Genomic DNA, 19,103 nt, shown 5'->3' on the forward strand with positions numbered 1-19,103 from the left:
AGGCTATATAGATGGAAAAAGGATTTCCTAAGGGATTTTTATGGGGTGCAGCATTAGAAGGAGGAAAAGGATTGTCGCAACAGGATGTTGTCAATAAAGAATACTCTCAGAAAACAGGATTTGCAGATGCAAGCATTGCATCTGATCATTACCATCATTATAAAGAAGATGTGGCATTGTTTAAAGAAATGGGATTTAACTGTTATCGATTCTCTATTGGATGGAGTCGTATTTTCCCTAAAGGAAAAGGAGAGCCTAATCCAGAAGGAGTAAAATTCTATCATGATTTGATTAATGAATTAAAAGCAAATGGAATGGAACCAGTTGTAACATTATATCATTATGATTTGCCAATGGCACTTGTCGATGAATATGATGGCTGGGTAAATCGTGAAGTTGTGAAAGACTTTGAACATTATGCCCGCTTTGTGATTAATGAATTTAAAGATGATGTCAAATACTGGCTAACGATAAATGAACAAAGTATTATCGTTCAATATTGGACGCAGAAATGTTATATACGACCTGAATTACAAGACAACAATCAATTACGTTATCAGATCAATCATCATATGAATTTAGCCCATGCAATAGCTGTAAAACTGGTACATGAATTAGTGCCTGGTGGTATGGCAGGCGCAGCACTAGGATATGCGCCAGTTTATCCTTTGACCAGTAAACCTGAAGATGTCATGGCAGCGCAAAATGCACATGATTTACGTAACTCTTATTATCTGGATGTTTACTTCAAAGGTTTCTACAACAAATCTGCATGGATTTATTTAGAAGAAAATAATCTGGCACCAATCATGGAACCAGGTGATGAAGAATTAATGAAAGAAGGAATTTCTGATTTCCTTGCCTTAAATTATTATGCAAGTGAATGTGCAAAATACTGTCCAGAAACTACTCAGCGCAGATGGTCTGGATTCAATCAATCAGGTAAAAAAGGAGAAATTTCAGGTTTTGAAACACAGCCTGGTTTCTATCAAATGTGTAAAAATCCTGAACTAGATACAACAGATTGGGATTGGGCAATTGACCCAACAGGCTTAGAATATATCTTCCGTGATTTATATACGCGTTACAATAGGCCATTAATGATTACAGAAAATGGATTAGGAGCTTATGATACGCTGACTGAAGATGGAAAAGTTCATGATGAATATCGTATTGCATATTTAAGAGATCATGTAAAAGCAATGAAAAAAGCAATTCACTATGGTGCGGAAGTCATTGGATATATGCCATGGTCTGCGTTAGATTTATTATCTACCAGCAATGGAGTTAAGAAACGCTATGGTTTTATCTATGTTGATCGCAGCGATGATGATCCAAAACAATGTACAAGGATTCGAAAAGATTCTTTCTATTGGTATCAAAAAGTGATTGGCAGTAATGGAGAAGATTTAGACTGATTTATGAAGCAAAACTTGTCCCTTACAGCATACATACGACATGTGATTGTGTTTTTCATCAGTGCTATGATATTGGGGCTTGGTACTGCATGTTTTGTTAAAGCAGATTTAGGGACTGATGCAATGAGCACCTTCGCTTTGGGCATTCAACATCACACACCAATCCGTGTGGATATCGCAATATTTATCATCATGTACGCAATGATGGCAGGAACCTTTCTGATCGATAAAACAAGACTTGGTATTGTAAGCTTTCTATATCCATTGATTAGTTCATCAACAATGAATATTGGATTGAATATTTTACCTGAAAGTGATCAGATAATTGCATGTTACATTATGTTGTTTACAGGTATAGCTTTAATGGCAATAGCGATTGCAGTTGGATCAAAGACAAATGTTGGCTATAATCCTTATGATTCTTTAGCCTTCGCAATTTTGGAAAGATATAAATTGACATATACAAAAGTTCGCTGGATGATAGATGGAAGTTTTCTGATTATTGGCATCCTGTTAGGTGGAACTTTTGCAACTGGCACAATATTAGTATTGATATTACTAGGACCATGCTCTGATTTCTTTATGAAAAGCATGGATAAACCATTACAAAATATATTAAAAATAAAGGAGAAACAAACAATATGAAACTAGTACCTAAGACATTTCCTGAAAACTTTTTATGGGGCGGCGCATTTGCTGCTTGTCAAAGTGAAGGAGAATATGATAAAGATGGAAGAGGATTATCTACATCTGATATCCATGAATATACGAAAAATTTAAATCGCGCATTTATCGAAAAAGAAGGTGGTGGAACATTAGCAGAAATCAAGGCAAAAGCTGCAGACCAGGTAGGATACTATCCTAAACGTTATGGAATCAATTTCTATCATACATATAAAGAAGATTTAGCATTATTGAAAGAGATGGGATTTAAATGTTTCCGTACAAGTATTTCCTGGTCCAGAATATTTCCTAATGGAGATGAAACAGAGCCCAATGAAGCTGGTTTAAAATTTTATGATGATTTAATTGATGAAATTATCAGAGATGGCATGGAACCAATAATCACAATGTCACATTATGATATGCCATTATACCTAGTAACAGAATATGGAGGATTTGCGAATCGTAAAGTTATTGATTTATTTGTGAACTATGCAAGTGTGTTATTAAAAAGATTTAAAGGCAAAGTAAAATATTGGATTGTCTGTAACCAGATTAATCTTGTACCTACAGTACAATTTGGTTCACTGGGAATCTATGATGATCAAGCAGAAAATATGGAAGAACTGATGTATCAGGCAGTACATAATCAGTTTGTTGCATGTGCAAAAGTAAAAGCATTAGGAAAAGAAATTGATCCTGAAGCAAAACTAGGAACAATGCTTGCAGATTGCACATATTACCCAGCAAGTTGTAAACCAGAAGATGTTGTATTAACAATGCAGAGAAATCGCATGCAGTATTTCTTCACAGATGTACAGCTACGTGGAGAATATCCAGTTTATGCGCTTCGTTATTTTGAAGAACACGATATCCATATTCATATGGAAGATGGGGATGAAGAAGTTATCAAAGAAAATCCTATGGAATTCTTGGCCGTATCTTATTATTCAAGTAAAATTGTGGATAGTACGAAAAATGGGATGTCACCAACTGATGCTGAACAAAATCCAAATTTACAGCCTACACCTTGGGAATGGCGCATGGATCCTTTAGGATTTTATAACTGCTTATCTCAATACTGGGACCGTTATCAGGTACCTATGATGATTGGAGAAAATGGATTTGGAGCGTTAGATACAGTAGAAAGTGATGGAAGCATTCATGATCCATACCGTATAGACTTTTTAAGAAAGCATATTGAACAATTAAAAGAATGTATTAAAGATGGTGTGGATATCTTTGCATATTGTGCATGGGGACCTATTGATATTGTAAGTTCTTCATCTGCAGAAATGAGTAAGCGTTATGGCTTTGTGTATGTTGATCGTGATGATTTTGGCAATGGCAGCCAGAAGCGAATGAAAAAAGATTCATTTGCATGGTATCAACATGTAATTGAAACAAATGGTGAAGAATTATAACAAGATGAAAAGATGAGGCCAAATGACTTCATCTTTTTTTTCGTATGTTGGAAATACAACGGAATTGGTATGGAATATATGTTATGCTTGCTTTGTAAAACAAGGAGGCTTTCCTATGAACAATGGTATAAAAAATATGAATCATGAAACAGTAGTACGTCTGGCTGATCAGATAGATATCCTGCCAGGGCAGGTGGTAAGTAAAACACTTGCACAAAATGGTTCTGTAAGTGTTACATTATTTGGATTTGATCAGGGAGAAGAAATTAGTACGCATGAATCAGGTGGTGATGCTATGGTTAGCGTTTTGTATGGAAAAGGGAGATTTACTATTGATGGAAAAGTCTTTGAACTATCAAAATGTGAATCCATCGTTATGCCTGCAAATAAACCACATTCTGTATATGCAATTGAACCTTTCAAAATGTGTTTAGTTGTTGTGTTCCCAAATGAATAAACATGTGCTTGATTTTATGCACATGTTTTTTTGAAGTAATTGTCCACATTATAGCGCATTTAAAATATGGTAAAAAACTATGACAATAGTTGTCCTAAAGAGGGAAAAATATATCAGATAAAACAAGATTAATAAAAAACTTTTACTATCAAAGCATGAAAACTTTCGTTTTCAAAGTATTATGAAATATTAATCAAATATGCGTAAAAAACGCAAAAAATTATGTAACCCTTTACAAAAAATACTAAAAATATATAAAAATGCTATATTTTATGAGTGAAATAGAGTAAAATAGAAGATAGAAAAAGACAGGGAGGACAAGACTGTGAAAAATAAAATTGTGGATAATTACTATAAGGGACAGGCATTAGATGCCTATGATTATTTCGGTGCTCATCCATGTGTGGAAAAAGGTGTAAAGGGTGTTCGTTTTACGACATTTGCGCCTCATGCGGAAAAGATCCAGGTAATCGGAAGTTTTGATGACTGGAGTTGTAAAGGTCATCAAATGAAAAGAAAAGATAAAGAGGGTATTTGGTCAATCTTTGTAGGTGGTGCAAAAGTTGGCGATATGTATAAATATCGTGTAACCCAGGCAACAGGTCGTGTTGTGGATAAGATGGATCCATATGCATTCTATAGTGAACTTAGACCGAATACAGCAAGTATTGTTGTGGATTTAAATTATAAGAAATGGTCTGATGAAAAATGGTTAGCTGCCAGAGATAAAAACTTTGATAAACCAGTGAATATTTACGAATTACACATTGGCAGCTGGAGAAAAGATGAAGATGTAGAGTGGGTAAATTATAAAGCAATCGCAAAAGAATTGATTGCATATGTGAAAGAGAACAATTTTACACATATTGAATTAATGCCATTAAATGAACATCCATTTGATGGAAGCTGGGGATATCAGTGTAGTGGATACTTTAGCGCAACATCACGTTATGGTACACCAGAAGATTTGATGTATTTGGTAAACGCCTGCCATAAAGCAGGAATTGGTGTGATTATGGACTTTGTGCCTGTACACTTTGTTAGAGATGATTTCTCACTATCTTATTTTGATGGAACACCATTATATGAATATGAGAAAGCTGTAGATGCTGATTCTCAATGGGGAACTGCAAACTTTAATCTATGGAAAGAAGAAGTACGTTCTTTCTTAATGTCTGCGGCAGCATTCTGGATTGATAAATATCATTTTGATGGTTTACGTATGGATGCAATCAGTAACGTGATTTTCTGGCATGGAAATAAAGAATTAGGCGCAAATACTGGCGCAATTGACTTTGTAAAACGTATGAACTGGAATCTGAGTCAGAAATTCCATGGTGTCATGCTGATTGCTGAGGACTCTTCTGATTATCCAAATGTTACGAAATCCACACTGGATGGCGGTTTAGGATTTGATTATAAATGGGATTTAGGATGGATGAATGATACTTTGAAGTATCTTGAAAAAGATCCTGTTTATCGTAAATGGCATCACAATAATATTACATTCTCTATGGCATACTTCTATTCTGAAAAATTTATTATGGAATTCTCTCATGATGAAGTTGTACATGGAAAGAAAACAATCGTAGACAAAATCTGGGGTACTTATGAACAGAAATTCTCACAGTTAAGAACATTATATCTGTATATGTTTACACATCCTGGTAAGAAATTAAACTTTATGGGTAATGAACTGGCTCACTTTAGAGAATGGGATGAAACGAAAGAATGTGATTGGTTCTTATTGAAATATCCTGTACATGATGCATTCCATAAATATTTCGCAAAATTAGGTGAAATCTATAAAAAGACACCAACACTGTATGAAAAAGAATATGATTGGCAGTCTTTCCAGTGGATTGATGCGGATAATGCTGATGAAAATATGTTTACTTACAAACGTGTAAGTGAAGATCGGGAATATATCATTATTCTAAACTTCTCACCTAATACGTATAAAGCTCATACATTTGGCGTAGGCTATGCAGGCACTTATAATGAAATCATCAATACAGAATCTGATGTATTCGGTGGTGCAATTACAGAAAAACAGAAAGTGAAATCTGTGAAAGGTGAATGCAATAAACAGCCATTTACGATTACAGTAAATGTTCCTCCATTTGGTGGCATAATGTTGGAACATAAAGTAACAAAAACGAAAAAGAAAACAACAAAATAAACTATAAAAACCATGAGGCTAATATACTTCATGGTTTTTATATGTTTGAAATGATTAAAATGGCTGAAATAACGGTGCTTACAGTATTTGGAAAAAATCTCATAAAAAAATTTAAAAATGAGATGATTTGTGAGTAAATTCCGTCTGTTCTTATGAAATGACAGTAAATACGCATGTTAATCAAGTGTTTAATGTTTCGAATTATCTCATTGTTTCATAAAATAATGAAATTATCGATATAAAACAGAAATATAATGATATAATAATGAAATTTATTGTTGATAAAATGAAATGTTATGATATACTTTGAGTATAGAAAGGAGAGGACATGATGAAATATATCATAGCGACTCATGGAAATCTCGCTGACGCATTAAAATCAACAATGGAGATGATTGTAGGACAGCATCCTGAAATTCAGGCTTTAGGACTTCAGCCTGATATGTCAGTGGATGACTATCGTGAAAGACTTGTTGATTGCATCGGGAATGATCAGACATTAGTATTTTTGGATATCGTTGGAGGAACGCCATTCAATAGTCTGATTCAGGAACTTAAATCAGAGCAAGTATCATTTATTGCTGGTACCAATCTGGGGATGTTACTTGAAATCGTATTAAATACAGAAATCAAGGATTTAAAAGATGCATGTGCGTTTGCTAAAGAGAAAGGGATACAAAGCATTATCACAAAAGATGATATCTTAAGTTAGTAAGGAGGGATTGATAATGTCAATAAAGTTTATTAGAATCGATGATCGATTGATTCATGGACAAGTCGTAACCGCATGGATTAAAACATATCAGGCAAAGAAAATTTTAATCATTGATGATATCGTTGCAAAGGATGAGTTTTTAAAGAACGTATTAAAAATGGTAAAACCTAGTGGTGTGGATCTGATCATCAAAGGAACAGAACATTTGGATGAAACAATTCAGGCAATTGAAGAAAATAAAGCAAATGCTATTCTTTTGATGAAAACACCAGATACTGCTAAAAAAGTATTTGAAAGTCCAGTGCTGTTGAAAGAATTAAATGTTGGTGGAATGGGAGCTAATGCGAAACGTGAAGCGCTTTATAAAAACGTATCCGCAAGCAAGGAAGAAGTTGCTATTCTAAAAGAAATCGAAGAAATGGGTGTGAAAGTTTATTTTCAGGCGACACCAAATGATAAGCAGATTGAGTTACATTCACTCATAAAAGGAGGGTTATAATGCTACAGGCAGTTTTAGTCGCTTTATGTACATGGGTTTGTGCTTCAGGTATTGAATTTACATGCTGGTCTATTCAATTGTGTTCACCTATCATTTTTGGACCAATTGTTGGAGCTATCATGGGAAATATGGAATTAGGTTTACAAATTGGTTGTGCGACACAGTTAGTATACATGGGAAACATCATGGTTGGTGGTGTAGGCTCTGTGGATTATCCTATGGCAGGATGTGTTGCCACAGCTCTTGCAGTTGCGACAGGTGCTGCACCGGAAATGGGGGTTACGATTGCGGTATCTTTTGGGTTATTTGGAATGCTTGCAGAATCTGGAAAAATGACACTTTGTTCTATCTTTGTCCATCGTGCAGATAAGTGTGCCGCCAGGGCAGATACGAAAGGCATTACTTTCTATAATGTGGTATGTCCACAGATCATCAATTTCTTCTTCTATTTTATTCCAGCATTTTTGGCAGTTCGTTTTGGCGCTGAATATTTAACTGATTTACTAGATGCACTTCCAGAAGTGATATTAACAGGTCTTGAAGCTGTTGGTATGCTGCTTCCTGCATTAGGAATCGCAATGTTGATGAAAGCTATTTTCAACTTGAAATTCTTGCCATATTTCATCATTGGTTATGTATTATCATCATATCTAGAACTTGGCATGATCGCCGTATCACTTGTAGGTGTTGCATTTGCATTGATGTATTGGTTCTCTTATCGTGAACCAGAAAATAGTGAGGAGGTTTAATTGACATGGCTGAAAATCAAGAAATTATGGAAGAAAAAAGAATTAAATTAAGAAAATCTGATTTAATGAAAAGTTTTGCGATATGGGAACTGACATCTGAAATGTGTCTTAGCTATGAACGTTTGATGTCATTAGGATTTTGTCATGCAATGCTTCCTATCTTAAAAAGATTATATCCTGATAAAGATGATTTAGCAGATGCAATGACAAGACATATGGCGTTCTTTAATACAGAAAATCAGTTTGGTGCTTTGATTCCTGGTATGATTGCCTCTGTTGAAGAAGAACGTGCGAATGGCACAGATTATTCTGATGAAGTAATCAATGGGTTGAAAATTGGTTTGATGGGACCACTTGCCGGAGTTGGAGATACAATTACACAAGGACTTGTGAAAACAATTCTGTTGGCAATCTGTGTTGAAATGGGCTTAAAAGGCAATGTCTGGGGATCCATTATCTTCTTCGTTTTATATACGGCCTATATTCTTGGTGTAGGATATACCATGTTCTTTTCTGGGTATAAACTTGGAAAAAATGCATTCAGTAAAATCAGTGATACATCCATCGTTAGAAAATTGACAGATTGCATGGGTGTACTTGGCATGACGGTTGCTGGTTGTATGATCGCAAATTATGTATCGATACAAACAGTCGCAACATTTACTTCGGGTGATACAGTTATAGAAATTCAAACATTGTTAGATGAAATTATGCCAGGCATTCTAAGCGTTGGCACTGTATTTATTCTATATGCTTTAATCAGAAAAAATGTTTCTGTGATAAAGATTATGGGTGTGTTAGTTGTTATTGGTATTTTAGGGGCCTTTGTTGGCATATTTTAAAGGAGAAACATTATGGGTAAAAATTGGATAGAATCAACATTTCATACAAAAAAAGCAGTGATTGGGCTTGTACATATGCAGCCATTGCCTGGTGATCCATATTATGATGAAAAAGGTGGCATGGAAAAAGTAATTGAAATGGCAAGACATGATGTACGATGTTTACAGGAAGGCGGTGTAGATGGTTTATTATTCAGTAATGAATTTTCAACTCCATATCTTTCTAAAGTAGGACCAGAAACAGTAGCAGCAATGGCTTATGTAATGGGCGCATTAAAAGATGAAATCAAACTGCCTTATGGTAATGACTGTATCAGTGATGATATGGCTAGTATTTCTCTAGCAAGTGCAACCGGTGCTTTATTTACTAGAGGTGTATTCCATGGAACATGGGCCACAAGCGCAGGACTTTGTAATAGTGATGGTGGAGGAGCTGTACGTTTAAAACATCAGTTAAGTATTCCTGATTTTAAGTTAGTACATTATCTAATGCCAGAATCCAGTGCAGATTTGGGTTGTCGGGATGCCATTTCGATTATGAAGCCTACATATTTCCTTGATCGACCTGATGCGATAGCAGTTGCAGGTATGGTAGCAGGACAAAAAGCAGATGCTAATGTTATGAAAAAATGTAGGGAAGCTTTCCCAGATGCTGTAATATTTGCGGCAACTGGAGTAAGAATCAATAATGTGCAAGATTATATGGATACTGTAGATGGATTCTTTATTGGAACTGGCTTCAAACGAGATGGTGTATTCAGAAATGAAATCGATCAGAACCGTGTATCTGAATTTATGAATAAAGTAAAAGAATTAAGAAAAAAATATGATGAAGACTGTAATCTTTGATATGGATGGTGTACTGATCGATAGTGAAGTGATCTATTTAAAATCATTACAAAAGTATTTGAAAACCCTTGATATAGAAGAAGACTTACAAACATTATCCTGTCTTGTTGGTATGAATGCAAAAGATATTACCCAAAAACTACAAAATACTTATCATTTGCATCATATTCCAATAAAGGAATTAATGGAAAAACAGGATTTATATTTTGATGAAGAATTAAAAGAAACGATACTTACACCTATGCCTCATTTGATTACGTATTTAAAATATTTAAAAGAAAAAGATATGACCATTGTTCTAGCATCATCCTCTGATATGCATTGGATCAATACAGTATTAGATGGCATACATGTACGGGAATATTTCGATATCATTATCAGTGGAGAAAATCTAAAGCATTCTAAGCCAGATCCGGAAATATTTTATCTTGCGGCAAAGCAGGCAGGATGTAAACATGATGAATGTATGGTGATTGAGGATTCTGTGAATGGTATCAAGGCTGGTAAAGCTGCAGATATGTATGTGATTGGATATAAAGGCTCTATTATACAGCAAGACACATCGAAAGCGGATAAAGAAATTTACAATTTCTGTGAATTATATACCTGAACAGGGCTAAAATTGATTGAAAATATAGAAAAGAGATGGTATATTAAGTTTGAAACGTTTAATTATGGAAGGATAGTGGAATTGATATGATGAAATTTCAGCGTCAAATTGATCTTCAACAATATATTAATTTGAAAGGACATGTGACAATTGCGGAACTGCTTGATAAATTTCAGGTATCAAAAGCTACCCTGAATCGTGATTTAACAGATTTAGAAAATGAAGGCAGTATTCAAAAGGTCCATGGTGGTGTGGTTAGTAAAATAGCTTCACAGGTATTTGAATTATCCAGCAGTAAAAAAGAAGTTTATAATAAAGATTATAAAAAACAAATTGCGGAAAAAGCAGTATCAATGATTGAAAATAATCAATCTATTATCATAGATTCAGGCAGTACGATGTATTATCTTGCCAGAGCATTACTTGCAAGAAAAGATTTAGAAAATATCACAGTTATTACGAATGACTTAAAGGTAGCATATACCTTGTCTGAAAATGAAAATATTTCATTGATCATCTTAGGTGGAATGAAACATAAAGATTCATTTGATATTTATGGACCAACTGCTGTAGATATCTTAAAATCATTGAATGCAAATAAGTATTTTATGGCAACATCTGCATTTGATTTTAAATGTGGTATCACACATACAGATTATGATGATATACTCATAAAAAAAGCAATGATGGAATCATCAAAAGATATCATTTTATGTGCGGACAGTTCTAAATATGGCTTAGTTAAGCGTTGGAGTCTATGTGATATTAACGCGATTGATACATTGATCAGTGATGATCGCATGCAACCAGAAGAATTGAAAAAAATTAAAGAAGCATGTGAAAACATTATATTGGTAAATGAAGCAAACAACAATTAAATTAGTTTTATAAAAATACACTGACTCATATATATGAATAAAGTGTATTTTTTTTATTATACCTTTTATATTGTATGTCATATCAGTACAAAAACTATAAAAAGGCGTTTTTCAGCATAAACTATGAGCAAAATAGGCTATGCTCATAAACATCATGTCTGCATGATTAATAAGAATATTTCCAGAAATAGACAACGCCTTTTTATAAATATATCGAATTTATATCAAAGGGGGCTTGTAAAAAATAGTCAATGCTTTACAATGGTAATTGACCAGGTCAGTTAATGCTTTGTGATGGAGGAAAAAGATGAATGAGAAATTTCTGGAATTAACAGAGGAAAAGCAAATGCGTATTATTGATACGGCAATGGAAGTATTTGGCACAAATGAATACAAACATGCAGTGACCGATGAAATCGCAAGAAAAGCAGGGATATCAAAAGGTTTATTGTTTTATTATTTTAAAAATAAGAAGAGCTTATATCAATACGTTTATCAATATTGTCTACAATTATTAATAGATACAATTGATGAAGCTGGTGTAAAAAATAAAACAGATTTCTTTGAAATTATGCGATTTGGCGCAGATAAGAAAATGGAATTAATCGCAAATCATGCTTATATTATGGAGTTTTGTATGAAAGCATATTATATGAATGATGAAAATATTGCAGAAGAAATAACGCAGGATATCCAACAAAAAGTGAATACAATGTTTGCGGATTATTTTTCACATATTGATCTTTTTAAATTCAAGGAGGGAATTGATCCATTTTATATCTTTCAGATGCTGCAATGGATGGCTGATGGTTATATTCGTACGAAGCAAAAAACAAAAGAAAAACTGGATATCAATGAAATTATGGAAGATTATGATCGTTGGGAAGAAATGTTTAAACAGATGGTCTATCGAAAGGAGTATTTATGAGTGTGATAGAAATTCACCAGATCACCAAAGATTATGGGGATCACAAAGGTGTATTTGATGTAAGCTTTACAGTAGAAAAAGGGGAAGTGGTGGGCTTTCTAGGACCTAATGGTGCTGGGAAAACTACAACCATTCGTCAATTGATGGGATTTATTGCGCCAGATAAAGGTAGTGTATCCATCATGGGTCTAGATTGTTTCAAGGATGCAGATAAGGTACAGGCACAGCTTGGATATTTGCCTGGAGAAATTGCCTTTATGGAGGATATGACAGGAATTGAGTTTATCCATTTTATGGCAGATATGAAACATATCAAAGATTTTTCCAAAGCACAGGAATTGATTGATTATTTAGAATTAGATCCAAAAGGAAAGATTCGCAGAATGTCAAAAGGGATGAAACAAAAGATTGGCATTGTGATTGCCTTTATGCAGGATCCTTCTATTTTAATTCTGGATGAGCCAACCAGTGGACTCGATCCTTTGATGCAAAGTAAATTTGTGGAGTTAATCAAAAAAGAAAAAGCCAAAGGGAAAACAATTTTGATGTCCAGTCATATCTTTGAAGAAGTTGAACATACATGTGATCGTGTTGTCATCATAAAAGATGGCTGTATTATCGCCACAAAAGATATGGAAGAATTACGTCATAATAAGCGAAAAATCTATGAAGTGCGTTTTGAAAATGAGCAGGATGCAATCGCATTTGTGGAAAACCATGAAGGATGTACAAGGGATGGAAAAGAAATCATGATCACCTTAAAGGGACAGGTGGATGCATTTATCAAAGATTTATCGAAATATACCATTCGGGATCTTCAAATGCGTACACAAAGTCTGGAAGAACTGTTTATGCAGTATTATGGAGGTGAAGATCAATGATTTCTAAAACATTGTGGAAAAGGGAATGCAAAGCAAATATAAAAGTTATTTTATTGTTTTTACTGGTGCTCAGCTTATATAGCTCATTGATTGTGGCGATGTATGATCCAAAACTTGGAGAAAGTTTAGAGATGTTTAAAGAATCTATGCCAGGCGTATTTGAAGCATTTGGCATGAGCAACCCTGGTTCAACATTAATCGAATTCATCGCAAATTATCTATATGGGTTTATTCTGATTGTTTTTCCATTGATTTTTGTAATCCTTATGTGTCATCGTTTGATTGTACGTTATGTAGATCGTGGTTCTATGGCTTATTTACTTTCTACACCACACAAGCGCTCAACAATCATTCTGACACAGTTGTGTATGCTTGCAATGGGTATATTGATTTTAGTTGCGTATGTAACGATTTTGGTTATTATATGTGGAAATTTAATGTTTGATGAAGGAATTGATCTTTCTGCTTTCCTGACATTAAATATTGGTTTATATGGCATGATGTTGTTTTTTGCAAGTATGTGTTTTCTATTTGCATGTGTCTTTAATGAAACAAGATTTGCAACAGGAGTAGGTGCTGCTTTGTGTATTGTTTCTGTATTGATTCAGATGCTGTCACAAGTTGGAGATAAATTAGAAAATCTAAAATATGTAACACCATTAACTTTATTTCGACCAGAAGAGATTATCGCTATGGATCAAGGTGCTTTATGGAGTGTAGGCATCCTATATGTAGGCGCAATTTTATTATTTACATTAGGTATGATGATATTTAAAAAGAAAGATTTATCAATATAAAAGTGCATAAATTTGCACTTTTTATATTGACTTCAATTATCAAAGTGGCATTACATATATGGGGAGAATGTTATTGTAATAACTTATTTTTAAGGCTATAATAAAATGGAAAACACAATCGTGTAGTTCTCTTTTATAATGATACCATAAAGGAGACATTGGAGGTAATTATGAAACAAATTTATATCACTAATATAAAAATTGATTCTGTAAGGCATTTAAAAGATATTAATATTCCTTTATTTGGTGAGAAGAGAAAAAATTTAATAATAACAGGTAAAAATGGCAGTGGAAAGACAAGTGTATTAGAAGCATTATCAATTTATTTAAAAAGTGTTGCTGATGATCGTTCATTTAATGATTATGAAGATTCTCTTGTGTTTTATAAAAACAGATTAGAAGAATTGAAACAGCAAAATAATATTCAGGAAATAAATCAATGTGAAGCACAAATTCAATTTTATGAGGATAAAATTCAAGAAACAAGAAAAGGTTTAAAAATCAGTTTTAATGTGGAAACAGCTGATATGTATAGAGCGTTTCAAAATGGTAATATGATTCTAGCATATTACAGCGCAGATAGAGTTTTTAAAACAGAAGAAGTGAAAAATGTCGAGAAAGTTAATTTTAATGAAAAATATTCGATAAATGAAAAGCCGAGCACGAAATTTGTGAAATATTTAGTTGATTTAAAAGTTACACAGGCATTAGCATTAACAGGCAATAAAAAAGAAAAAGCAGATCAGATTGATGAATGGTTTCAATCTCTTGAAAAATTATTAAAAAGTATTTTTGGAGATGAATCAATTAAATTGATTTTTGATGAAGAACAATTTCAATTCTATATTAGTATGCGAAATAGAGAAAAATTTGATTTTAATACCTTATCCAGTGGATACGCAGCTATTTTAGATATCGTAGTAGATATTATCATGCGAATGGAAAAATATACAAATAGAAAATTTGAATATCGTATGCCTGGTATTGTTTTAATTGATGAAATAGAAACACATTTACATCTGGAATTACAGAAAAATATTTTGCAACTTTTAACTAGTTTTTTTCCTAATATACAATTTATCGTTACAACGCATTCACCTTTTGTAATAAACAGTATTAACAATGTAGTAATTTACGATTTAGAAAATCATACCTTAATTCCAAATGGATTAAACGATATTCCATATGAGGGTATTATCGAAAGCTATTTTAACGTAAATTTACTGTCTAAAGATTTAGAAGAAAAATTTAACCGTTATAAAGAATTAGTAAAAAAAGAGCAGTTAGAGGATGAAGATTTTAGTGAAATAGCACGATTACAAATGTTTTTAGAGGAAATTCCGGATTATTTAGCATTAGATATTACGACAGAATATCAGGCTTTAAAATTGGAGTTTGAAAGGAGAACAGATTTGCAATGATCAAAATTGAAAGAAGTTATCCAGCTCCAAAATCATTAGAAACAGAATCTAAAAAGGTAAACGGGAGATATGATGGAAAAGATGTTGTAAAGCAATTAATAAATGATTTTCATAATAAATGCTATATCTGTGGTATAGCTCCATTACAAGATCCTCAAATAGAACATCGATTGCCGCATAAAAATGGTAAATATTTAGATAGAAAATTTGATTGGGACAATTTGTTTTTGTCTTGTGGACATTGTAATAGTATAAAAAATCAAGATATATATGATGATAATGTTTTGGATTGTTGTAAACGGGATCCTGAGAAATGCATAGATTTTATATTTAATGGGAAAAATATAGTTGTTAGAGCAAAAAATGAAAATGATTATGAGGCTGTCATTACTGCAAAATTAATGATGGAAGTATTCAATAAAAAAAATACAGGAATGAGAGAAAATAAAAGTCAAATGAGATTAAATGCGCTATTGAGTGAAATGAATGTTTTTTTTGATACTTTAGAGCGTTATAGAAATGGTGACCACTCAATCATAGTTAAGCGAACGCTAAAAGGTTTTTTAGATAAAAAATCTATGTTTGCAGAATTTAAAAGAAGCTATATTAAATTTCATAAAGAAGCATATTCTGAATTGCTATCATATATAAATTAAAAAAGTGCAATTTTTTTGCACTTTTTTGCTAAGACTTCAAAATGTTTTTATATCCAATATAGGTTACACAGAAATAAGAACCATAGATTAAAACGATGATACCAGCGGTAAACAGAGCAGATACAAAGATATTTCCTTTTCCAAACATAACCATAATATTATTCACAATCTGAATACCAACGATACTATGAACAATGGCAAGCAGCAGTGGCAGTAAGAAATATACTGCAATTTCTAAGAAAATTGTACGATTAATCATCTTTTGATCCGTACCAATTTTATTTAGGATAAGATAACGCTTTTTATTTTCATCCGCATTAGATAACTGCTGAAGCGCAAGAATCACAGCACTTGCGATCATAAATACGATACCTAAATAGATGCCTATATAAGTAAAGGTTACGGATAATCCTTTACTGGATTGATAAACATTATCTTTATCCATTATGTAATATTCCTGTAGGAAACGATGGATATCCTCAGGAACATCATATGTTTTATACATCTGATCTTTAAAGTATGTGCTAAATTTTTCTGGTGTGATTTTATCTGTTAGATTTGCGTTCCAATATTCATCATGTATAATCGCATTGGCAGGGATTATAGCATCAGGGACAACAAGCGTCATATATTCCATGGAACCATTATCCACGGTTGTAAATAAGGATACACGTTCAAAGTCATCATTGACGACTTTAACTTTTTGATCAAATACAGGAATTTCAGGATGTTTAGATATAATTTCTTTTACACCATCCATGACCATTTCATAATTGCTATATAAGTAAGCCTCATGATTTTTTAATTGAATGGGATCCATACCATAAGCCTGGCGTGCTGTGTTATAGTCATGCAGGGATACAATTTCCACAAAGCCAATCTGATTTTTAAAGTAATCTTTGATATCTTGTTTTTTAATATGATCAATAAATACTGGATTTGAAGTGGATAAATCTTTATCCATATATGTGCGGGCTATCGTTTTAGATGCAATATATGATGGATCTAAGTGAATATCATCAATAGCTTTTTCAATATTTAAAGGAGAAGTTGTGTATAAATCAAATTCATCTTTTTCATAATCATAGTAATGCATATGATTGGTATATGTATAATCGTAAGGAGTAGAGAATTTTATTGTTTTATTTAAAATACTACTCATATTGATTCCACAGGATAATGCGCCAATACTTAATAACAGCATAATACATACCACGCTCATGGATAAAAAGTTACTATTGACACTAGCATGAATCTGACGAACGATAAAGCAGTGCAGATTACGGAAATAAAGATTCTTACTGTTTTGTAGAATTGTCAACATAAAACCTGCCAGTGATAAAAAGAACAATACTGTACCAATACTTCCTGCTAGAATGATTGGTCCTAATAGTTCGATTGCTAATAAGCCTTCATGAATTCCTTTATAATATGCCCATCCGATACAAATAATGGAGATAATAAAGATTAGTACAGATACCCAGATATTTTTGATTTTTAACTGTTCGTGTTTTTTATCAGCATTTAATAAATCAATCAATTGGTAACGATTCAGTATAAAGGAATTAAAGAACATGATTACCACAAAAATAAGTGTAAAAGACAAGACAGTCATGATGGTAGCTTTAAAGGAAAAGACAAAGGTATAGTTCAACTGTACTTCAAATAAATGAGCTGTCACAACCGTAAGCAGCTGTGATAGGAAAAAGCCGATAATCAGGCCGGATATCAAAGACAATAAACCAATTAAGAATGTTTCATACACCAGAATACGTGAAATCTGATGTTTTGGCATACCCAGCAAGGTATATACGCCAAGTTCTTTTTTACGTCTTTTGATCAGAAAATTGTTAGCGTATAAGATTAAGAAAGCCAGTACAACTGCCACAAAGATTGACAGACTACTCATGATTCGGGATAAAGATTCCACAATATCTGTCTGTGCCGTGGTTAGCTGCATGACATATTGTTGCTCCTGGAAAGAATTAAACATATAAAACAGACATACAGAGAAGGCAAGTGTGATAAAGTAAATCAAGAAATCCCGAAAGCTTTTCTTGACATTACGCAGGGCAAGTTTAAAGTACATTGCCGTTTTCTCCTCCTAATAATGTCACAACTTCCATGATACGGTTAAAGAATTCTTTACGGGAATCTTCTCCACGAATCAATTCATTAAAGATTTTACCATCTTTGATAAACAGAATACGGTGTGCATAAGATGCGGTAAATGCATCATGAGTAACCATCATGATCGTTGCGTTATATTCTGTGTTTAATTTTTCCATACTGTCTAACAACATGCGACTGCTTTTAGAATCTAATGCGCCAGTAGGCTCATCTGCCAGAATCAAACTTGGGTTGGTGATTAAGGCACGCGCACTTGCGACACGTTGTTTTTGACCACCACTCATTTGATAAGGATATTTCTGCAAGACTTCCATGATATCCAGCTTCATCGCAACTTCTTTGATACGACGATCGATTTCACTGGCTTTGACTTTTTGAATGGTTAAAGCGATAGCGATGTTTTCATAGGCAGTTAATGTATCCAACAGATTAAAGTCCTGAAAGATAAAGCCCAATTCTTCTCGACGGAATTTGCTTAAGTTATTCTTTTTGATACTTGTAATATCAGAACCATTGATGAAGATATGTCCACTGGTAACCGTATCAATGGTAGATATACAGTTTAACAGGGTTGTTTTACCAGAACCAGAAGGTCCCATGACACCGACGAATTCTCCTTCATCTACCTGAAAAGAAATGTCATCGACGGCTTTTGTCAGATTTCCTTTATTACCATAATACTTTTCAATATGCTCAACTGATAAAATGTTTTTCATAAATTTCCTCCTTGATGAATTTTAGTTTTCAAATGTTCATTGATTGTTGATAATTTCAATAGGATGATGGACATCAGAAATAGAAACAACATACAAAGATTGATGCCATCACTTAGAAAATCAGGCAGCAGTATATTGATAAATAACAAAGCTCCTGAGCAGGCGATACAAATTTCAAAACGATATTTCCATAGTGCTTCCATTTTGGTTCACCTTCCTTACACCTATAGTTTAATGGTTTCTGAAAAGTTCTTCCATGGATGTCTATTACATTATCCTTACATTCTT

At 33.3% G+C, this 19,103-nt stretch carries 20 protein-coding genes; 17 read left to right on the plus strand and 3 right to left on the minus strand.

What is annotated here, in order from left to right; genetic code table 11:
* The first annotated feature begins 11 nt into the window (after positions 1 to 11).
* The 17 genes from DW761_RS03110 to DW761_RS03190 all read left to right on the plus strand — a co-directional run bounded on the left by DW761_RS03110 (position 12) and on the right by DW761_RS03190 (position 15,969).
* Entirely contained in the window at positions 12 to 1,418 is a 1,407-nt protein-coding gene (locus DW761_RS03110) for a glycoside hydrolase family 1 protein (protein WP_117516390.1), read from the plus strand.
* A gap of 3 nt (positions 1,419 to 1,421) precedes the next feature.
* A complete protein-coding gene (locus tag DW761_RS03115) occupies positions 1,422 to 2,063 on the plus strand; it encodes a YczE/YyaS/YitT family protein (protein ID WP_117516391.1) in 642 nt (213 codons plus the stop codon).
* The gene (locus tag DW761_RS03120; RefSeq protein WP_117452960.1) at positions 2,060 to 3,505 is read left to right on the plus strand and encodes a glycoside hydrolase family 1 protein; all 1,446 of its coding nucleotides are present in this window, start codon (positions 2,060 to 2,062) and stop codon (positions 3,503 to 3,505) included. The genes DW761_RS03115 and DW761_RS03120 overlap by 4 nt, the downstream gene beginning before the upstream one ends.
* Positions 3,506 to 3,620: 115 nt before the next feature.
* The gene (locus tag DW761_RS03125; protein ID WP_117453072.1) at positions 3,621 to 3,962 is read left to right on the plus strand and encodes a cupin domain-containing protein; all 342 of its coding nucleotides are present in this window, start codon (positions 3,621 to 3,623) and stop codon (positions 3,960 to 3,962) included.
* Positions 3,963 to 4,287: 325 nt separating this feature from the next.
* Positions 4,288 to 6,144 carry a 1,4-alpha-glucan branching protein GlgB gene (gene glgB / locus DW761_RS03130; protein WP_117516392.1) on the plus strand — a complete coding sequence of 619 codons (1,857 nt, stop codon included), beginning with the start codon at positions 4,288 to 4,290 and terminating at the stop codon, positions 6,142 to 6,144.
* 331 nt (positions 6,145 to 6,475) lie between these two features.
* Positions 6,476 to 6,856 carry a PTS sugar transporter subunit IIA gene (locus DW761_RS03135; protein WP_158552201.1) on the plus strand — a complete coding sequence of 127 codons (381 nt, stop codon included), beginning with the start codon at positions 6,476 to 6,478 and terminating at the stop codon, positions 6,854 to 6,856.
* Between the two features lie 16 nt (positions 6,857 to 6,872).
* Entirely contained in the window at positions 6,873 to 7,358 is a 486-nt protein-coding gene (locus tag DW761_RS03140) for a PTS system mannose/fructose/N-acetylgalactosamine-transporter subunit IIB (RefSeq protein ID WP_117516393.1), read from the plus strand.
* Positions 7,358 to 8,107 (plus strand): PTS mannose/fructose/sorbose/N-acetylgalactosamine transporter subunit IIC, encoded by a 750-nt coding sequence (locus DW761_RS03145; protein WP_207732782.1) that lies wholly within the window; start codon positions 7,358 to 7,360, stop codon positions 8,105 to 8,107. Before DW761_RS03140 ends, DW761_RS03145 begins: the two co-directional genes overlap by 1 nt.
* A gap of 5 nt (positions 8,108 to 8,112) precedes the next feature.
* Entirely contained in the window at positions 8,113 to 8,949 is an 837-nt protein-coding gene (locus tag DW761_RS03150) for a PTS system mannose/fructose/sorbose family transporter subunit IID (protein ID WP_117516394.1), read from the plus strand.
* A gap of 12 nt (positions 8,950 to 8,961) precedes the next feature.
* Complete coding sequence (locus DW761_RS03155) at positions 8,962 to 9,798, plus strand: BtpA/SgcQ family protein (protein ID WP_117516395.1); 837 nt, start codon at positions 8,962 to 8,964, stop codon at positions 9,796 to 9,798.
* On the plus strand, positions 9,776 to 10,408 hold the full coding sequence (locus DW761_RS03160; RefSeq protein ID WP_117516396.1) for an HAD family hydrolase: 633 nt from the start codon (positions 9,776 to 9,778) through the stop codon (positions 10,406 to 10,408). Before DW761_RS03155 ends, DW761_RS03160 begins: the two co-directional genes overlap by 23 nt.
* 86 nt (positions 10,409 to 10,494) lie before the next feature.
* Positions 10,495 to 11,286 carry a DeoR/GlpR family DNA-binding transcription regulator gene (locus DW761_RS03165; RefSeq protein ID WP_117516397.1) on the plus strand — a complete coding sequence of 264 codons (792 nt, stop codon included), beginning with the start codon at positions 10,495 to 10,497 and terminating at the stop codon, positions 11,284 to 11,286.
* Between the two features lie 307 nt (positions 11,287 to 11,593).
* Entirely contained in the window at positions 11,594 to 12,214 is a 621-nt protein-coding gene (locus tag DW761_RS03170; protein ID WP_117516398.1) for a TetR/AcrR family transcriptional regulator, read from the plus strand.
* Positions 12,211 to 13,095, plus strand: coding sequence for an ABC transporter ATP-binding protein (locus DW761_RS03175; RefSeq protein WP_117452970.1), 885 nt, complete (start codon positions 12,211 to 12,213; stop codon positions 13,093 to 13,095). Before DW761_RS03170 ends, DW761_RS03175 begins: the two co-directional genes overlap by 4 nt.
* Complete coding sequence (locus DW761_RS03180; protein WP_199485580.1) at positions 13,092 to 13,892, plus strand: ABC transporter permease; 801 nt, start codon at positions 13,092 to 13,094, stop codon at positions 13,890 to 13,892. The genes DW761_RS03175 and DW761_RS03180 overlap by 4 nt, the downstream gene beginning before the upstream one ends.
* Before the next feature lie 170 nt (positions 13,893 to 14,062).
* Entirely contained in the window at positions 14,063 to 15,313 is a 1,251-nt protein-coding gene (locus DW761_RS03185; RefSeq protein WP_117516399.1) for an AAA family ATPase, read from the plus strand.
* Entirely contained in the window at positions 15,310 to 15,969 is a 660-nt protein-coding gene (locus DW761_RS03190) for a hypothetical protein (protein WP_117452973.1), read from the plus strand. Before DW761_RS03185 ends, DW761_RS03190 begins: the two co-directional genes overlap by 4 nt.
* A gap of 28 nt (positions 15,970 to 15,997) precedes the next feature.
* Here the strand turns inward: DW761_RS03190 and DW761_RS03195 are convergent, their stop codons facing one another.
* From DW761_RS03195 to DW761_RS03205, 3 genes are read right to left on the minus strand one after another with little or no spacing between them, the layout of a single operon-like run.
* Entirely contained in the window at positions 15,998 to 18,058 is a 2,061-nt protein-coding gene (locus DW761_RS03195) for an ABC transporter permease (RefSeq protein WP_117516400.1), read from the minus strand.
* A complete protein-coding gene (locus DW761_RS03200) occupies positions 18,048 to 18,815 on the minus strand; it encodes an ABC transporter ATP-binding protein (RefSeq protein WP_117516401.1) in 768 nt (255 codons plus the stop codon). The genes DW761_RS03195 and DW761_RS03200 overlap by 11 nt, the downstream gene beginning before the upstream one ends.
* Positions 18,812 to 19,018, minus strand: coding sequence for a hypothetical protein (locus DW761_RS03205; RefSeq protein ID WP_117452976.1), 207 nt, complete (start codon positions 19,016 to 19,018; stop codon positions 18,812 to 18,814). Before DW761_RS03205 ends, DW761_RS03200 begins: the two co-directional genes overlap by 4 nt.
* Positions 19,019 to 19,103: the final 85 nt, after the last annotated feature.

The sequence above is a fragment of the Absiella sp. AM29-15 genome, from assembly GCF_003434225.1.
GTDB lineage: Bacteria > Bacillota_I > Bacilli_A > Erysipelotrichales > Erysipelotrichaceae > Hoskinsella > Hoskinsella hominis.

Excerpts from the sequence above, each read along its gene's own strand:
- DW761_RS03135 (WP_158552201.1), top strand. The coding sequence starts at position 6,476 with ATGAAATATATCATAGCGACTCATGGAAATCTCGCTGACGCATTAAAA.
- DW761_RS03110 (WP_117516390.1), top strand. The coding sequence starts at position 12 with ATGGAAAAAGGATTTCCTAAGGGATTTTTATGGGGTGCAGCATTAGAA.
- DW761_RS03155 (WP_117516395.1), top strand. The coding sequence starts at position 8,962 with ATGGGTAAAAATTGGATAGAATCAACATTTCATACAAAAAAAGCAGTG.
- DW761_RS03170 (WP_117516398.1), top strand. The coding sequence starts at position 11,594 with ATGAATGAGAAATTTCTGGAATTAACAGAGGAAAAGCAAATGCGTATT.
- DW761_RS03115 (WP_117516391.1), top strand. The coding sequence starts at position 1,422 with ATGAAGCAAAACTTGTCCCTTACAGCATACATACGACATGTGATTGTG.
- DW761_RS03190 (WP_117452973.1), top strand. The coding sequence starts at position 15,310 with ATGATCAAAATTGAAAGAAGTTATCCAGCTCCAAAATCATTAGAAACA.
- DW761_RS03125 (WP_117453072.1), top strand. The coding sequence starts at position 3,621 with ATGAACAATGGTATAAAAAATATGAATCATGAAACAGTAGTACGTCTG.
- DW761_RS03165 (WP_117516397.1), top strand. The coding sequence starts at position 10,495 with ATGATGAAATTTCAGCGTCAAATTGATCTTCAACAATATATTAATTTG.
- DW761_RS03160 (WP_117516396.1), top strand. The coding sequence starts at position 9,776 with ATGATGAAGACTGTAATCTTTGATATGGATGGTGTACTGATCGATAGT.
- DW761_RS03175 (WP_117452970.1), top strand. The coding sequence starts at position 12,211 with ATGAGTGTGATAGAAATTCACCAGATCACCAAAGATTATGGGGATCAC.
- DW761_RS03140 (WP_117516393.1), top strand. The coding sequence starts at position 6,873 with ATGTCAATAAAGTTTATTAGAATCGATGATCGATTGATTCATGGACAA.
- DW761_RS03205 (WP_117452976.1), bottom strand. The coding sequence starts at position 19,018 with ATGGAAGCACTATGGAAATATCGTTTTGAAATTTGTATCGCCTGCTCA.
- DW761_RS03200 (WP_117516401.1), bottom strand. The coding sequence starts at position 18,815 with ATGAAAAACATTTTATCAGTTGAGCATATTGAAAAGTATTATGGTAAT.
- DW761_RS03145 (WP_207732782.1), top strand. The coding sequence starts at position 7,358 with ATGCTACAGGCAGTTTTAGTCGCTTTATGTACATGGGTTTGTGCTTCA.
- DW761_RS03120 (WP_117452960.1), top strand. The coding sequence starts at position 2,060 with ATGAAACTAGTACCTAAGACATTTCCTGAAAACTTTTTATGGGGCGGC.
- DW761_RS03150 (WP_117516394.1), top strand. The coding sequence starts at position 8,113 with ATGGCTGAAAATCAAGAAATTATGGAAGAAAAAAGAATTAAATTAAGA.
- DW761_RS03185 (WP_117516399.1), top strand. The coding sequence starts at position 14,063 with ATGAAACAAATTTATATCACTAATATAAAAATTGATTCTGTAAGGCAT.
- DW761_RS03180 (WP_199485580.1), top strand. The coding sequence starts at position 13,092 with ATGATTTCTAAAACATTGTGGAAAAGGGAATGCAAAGCAAATATAAAA.
- DW761_RS03195 (WP_117516400.1), bottom strand. The coding sequence starts at position 18,058 with ATGTACTTTAAACTTGCCCTGCGTAATGTCAAGAAAAGCTTTCGGGAT.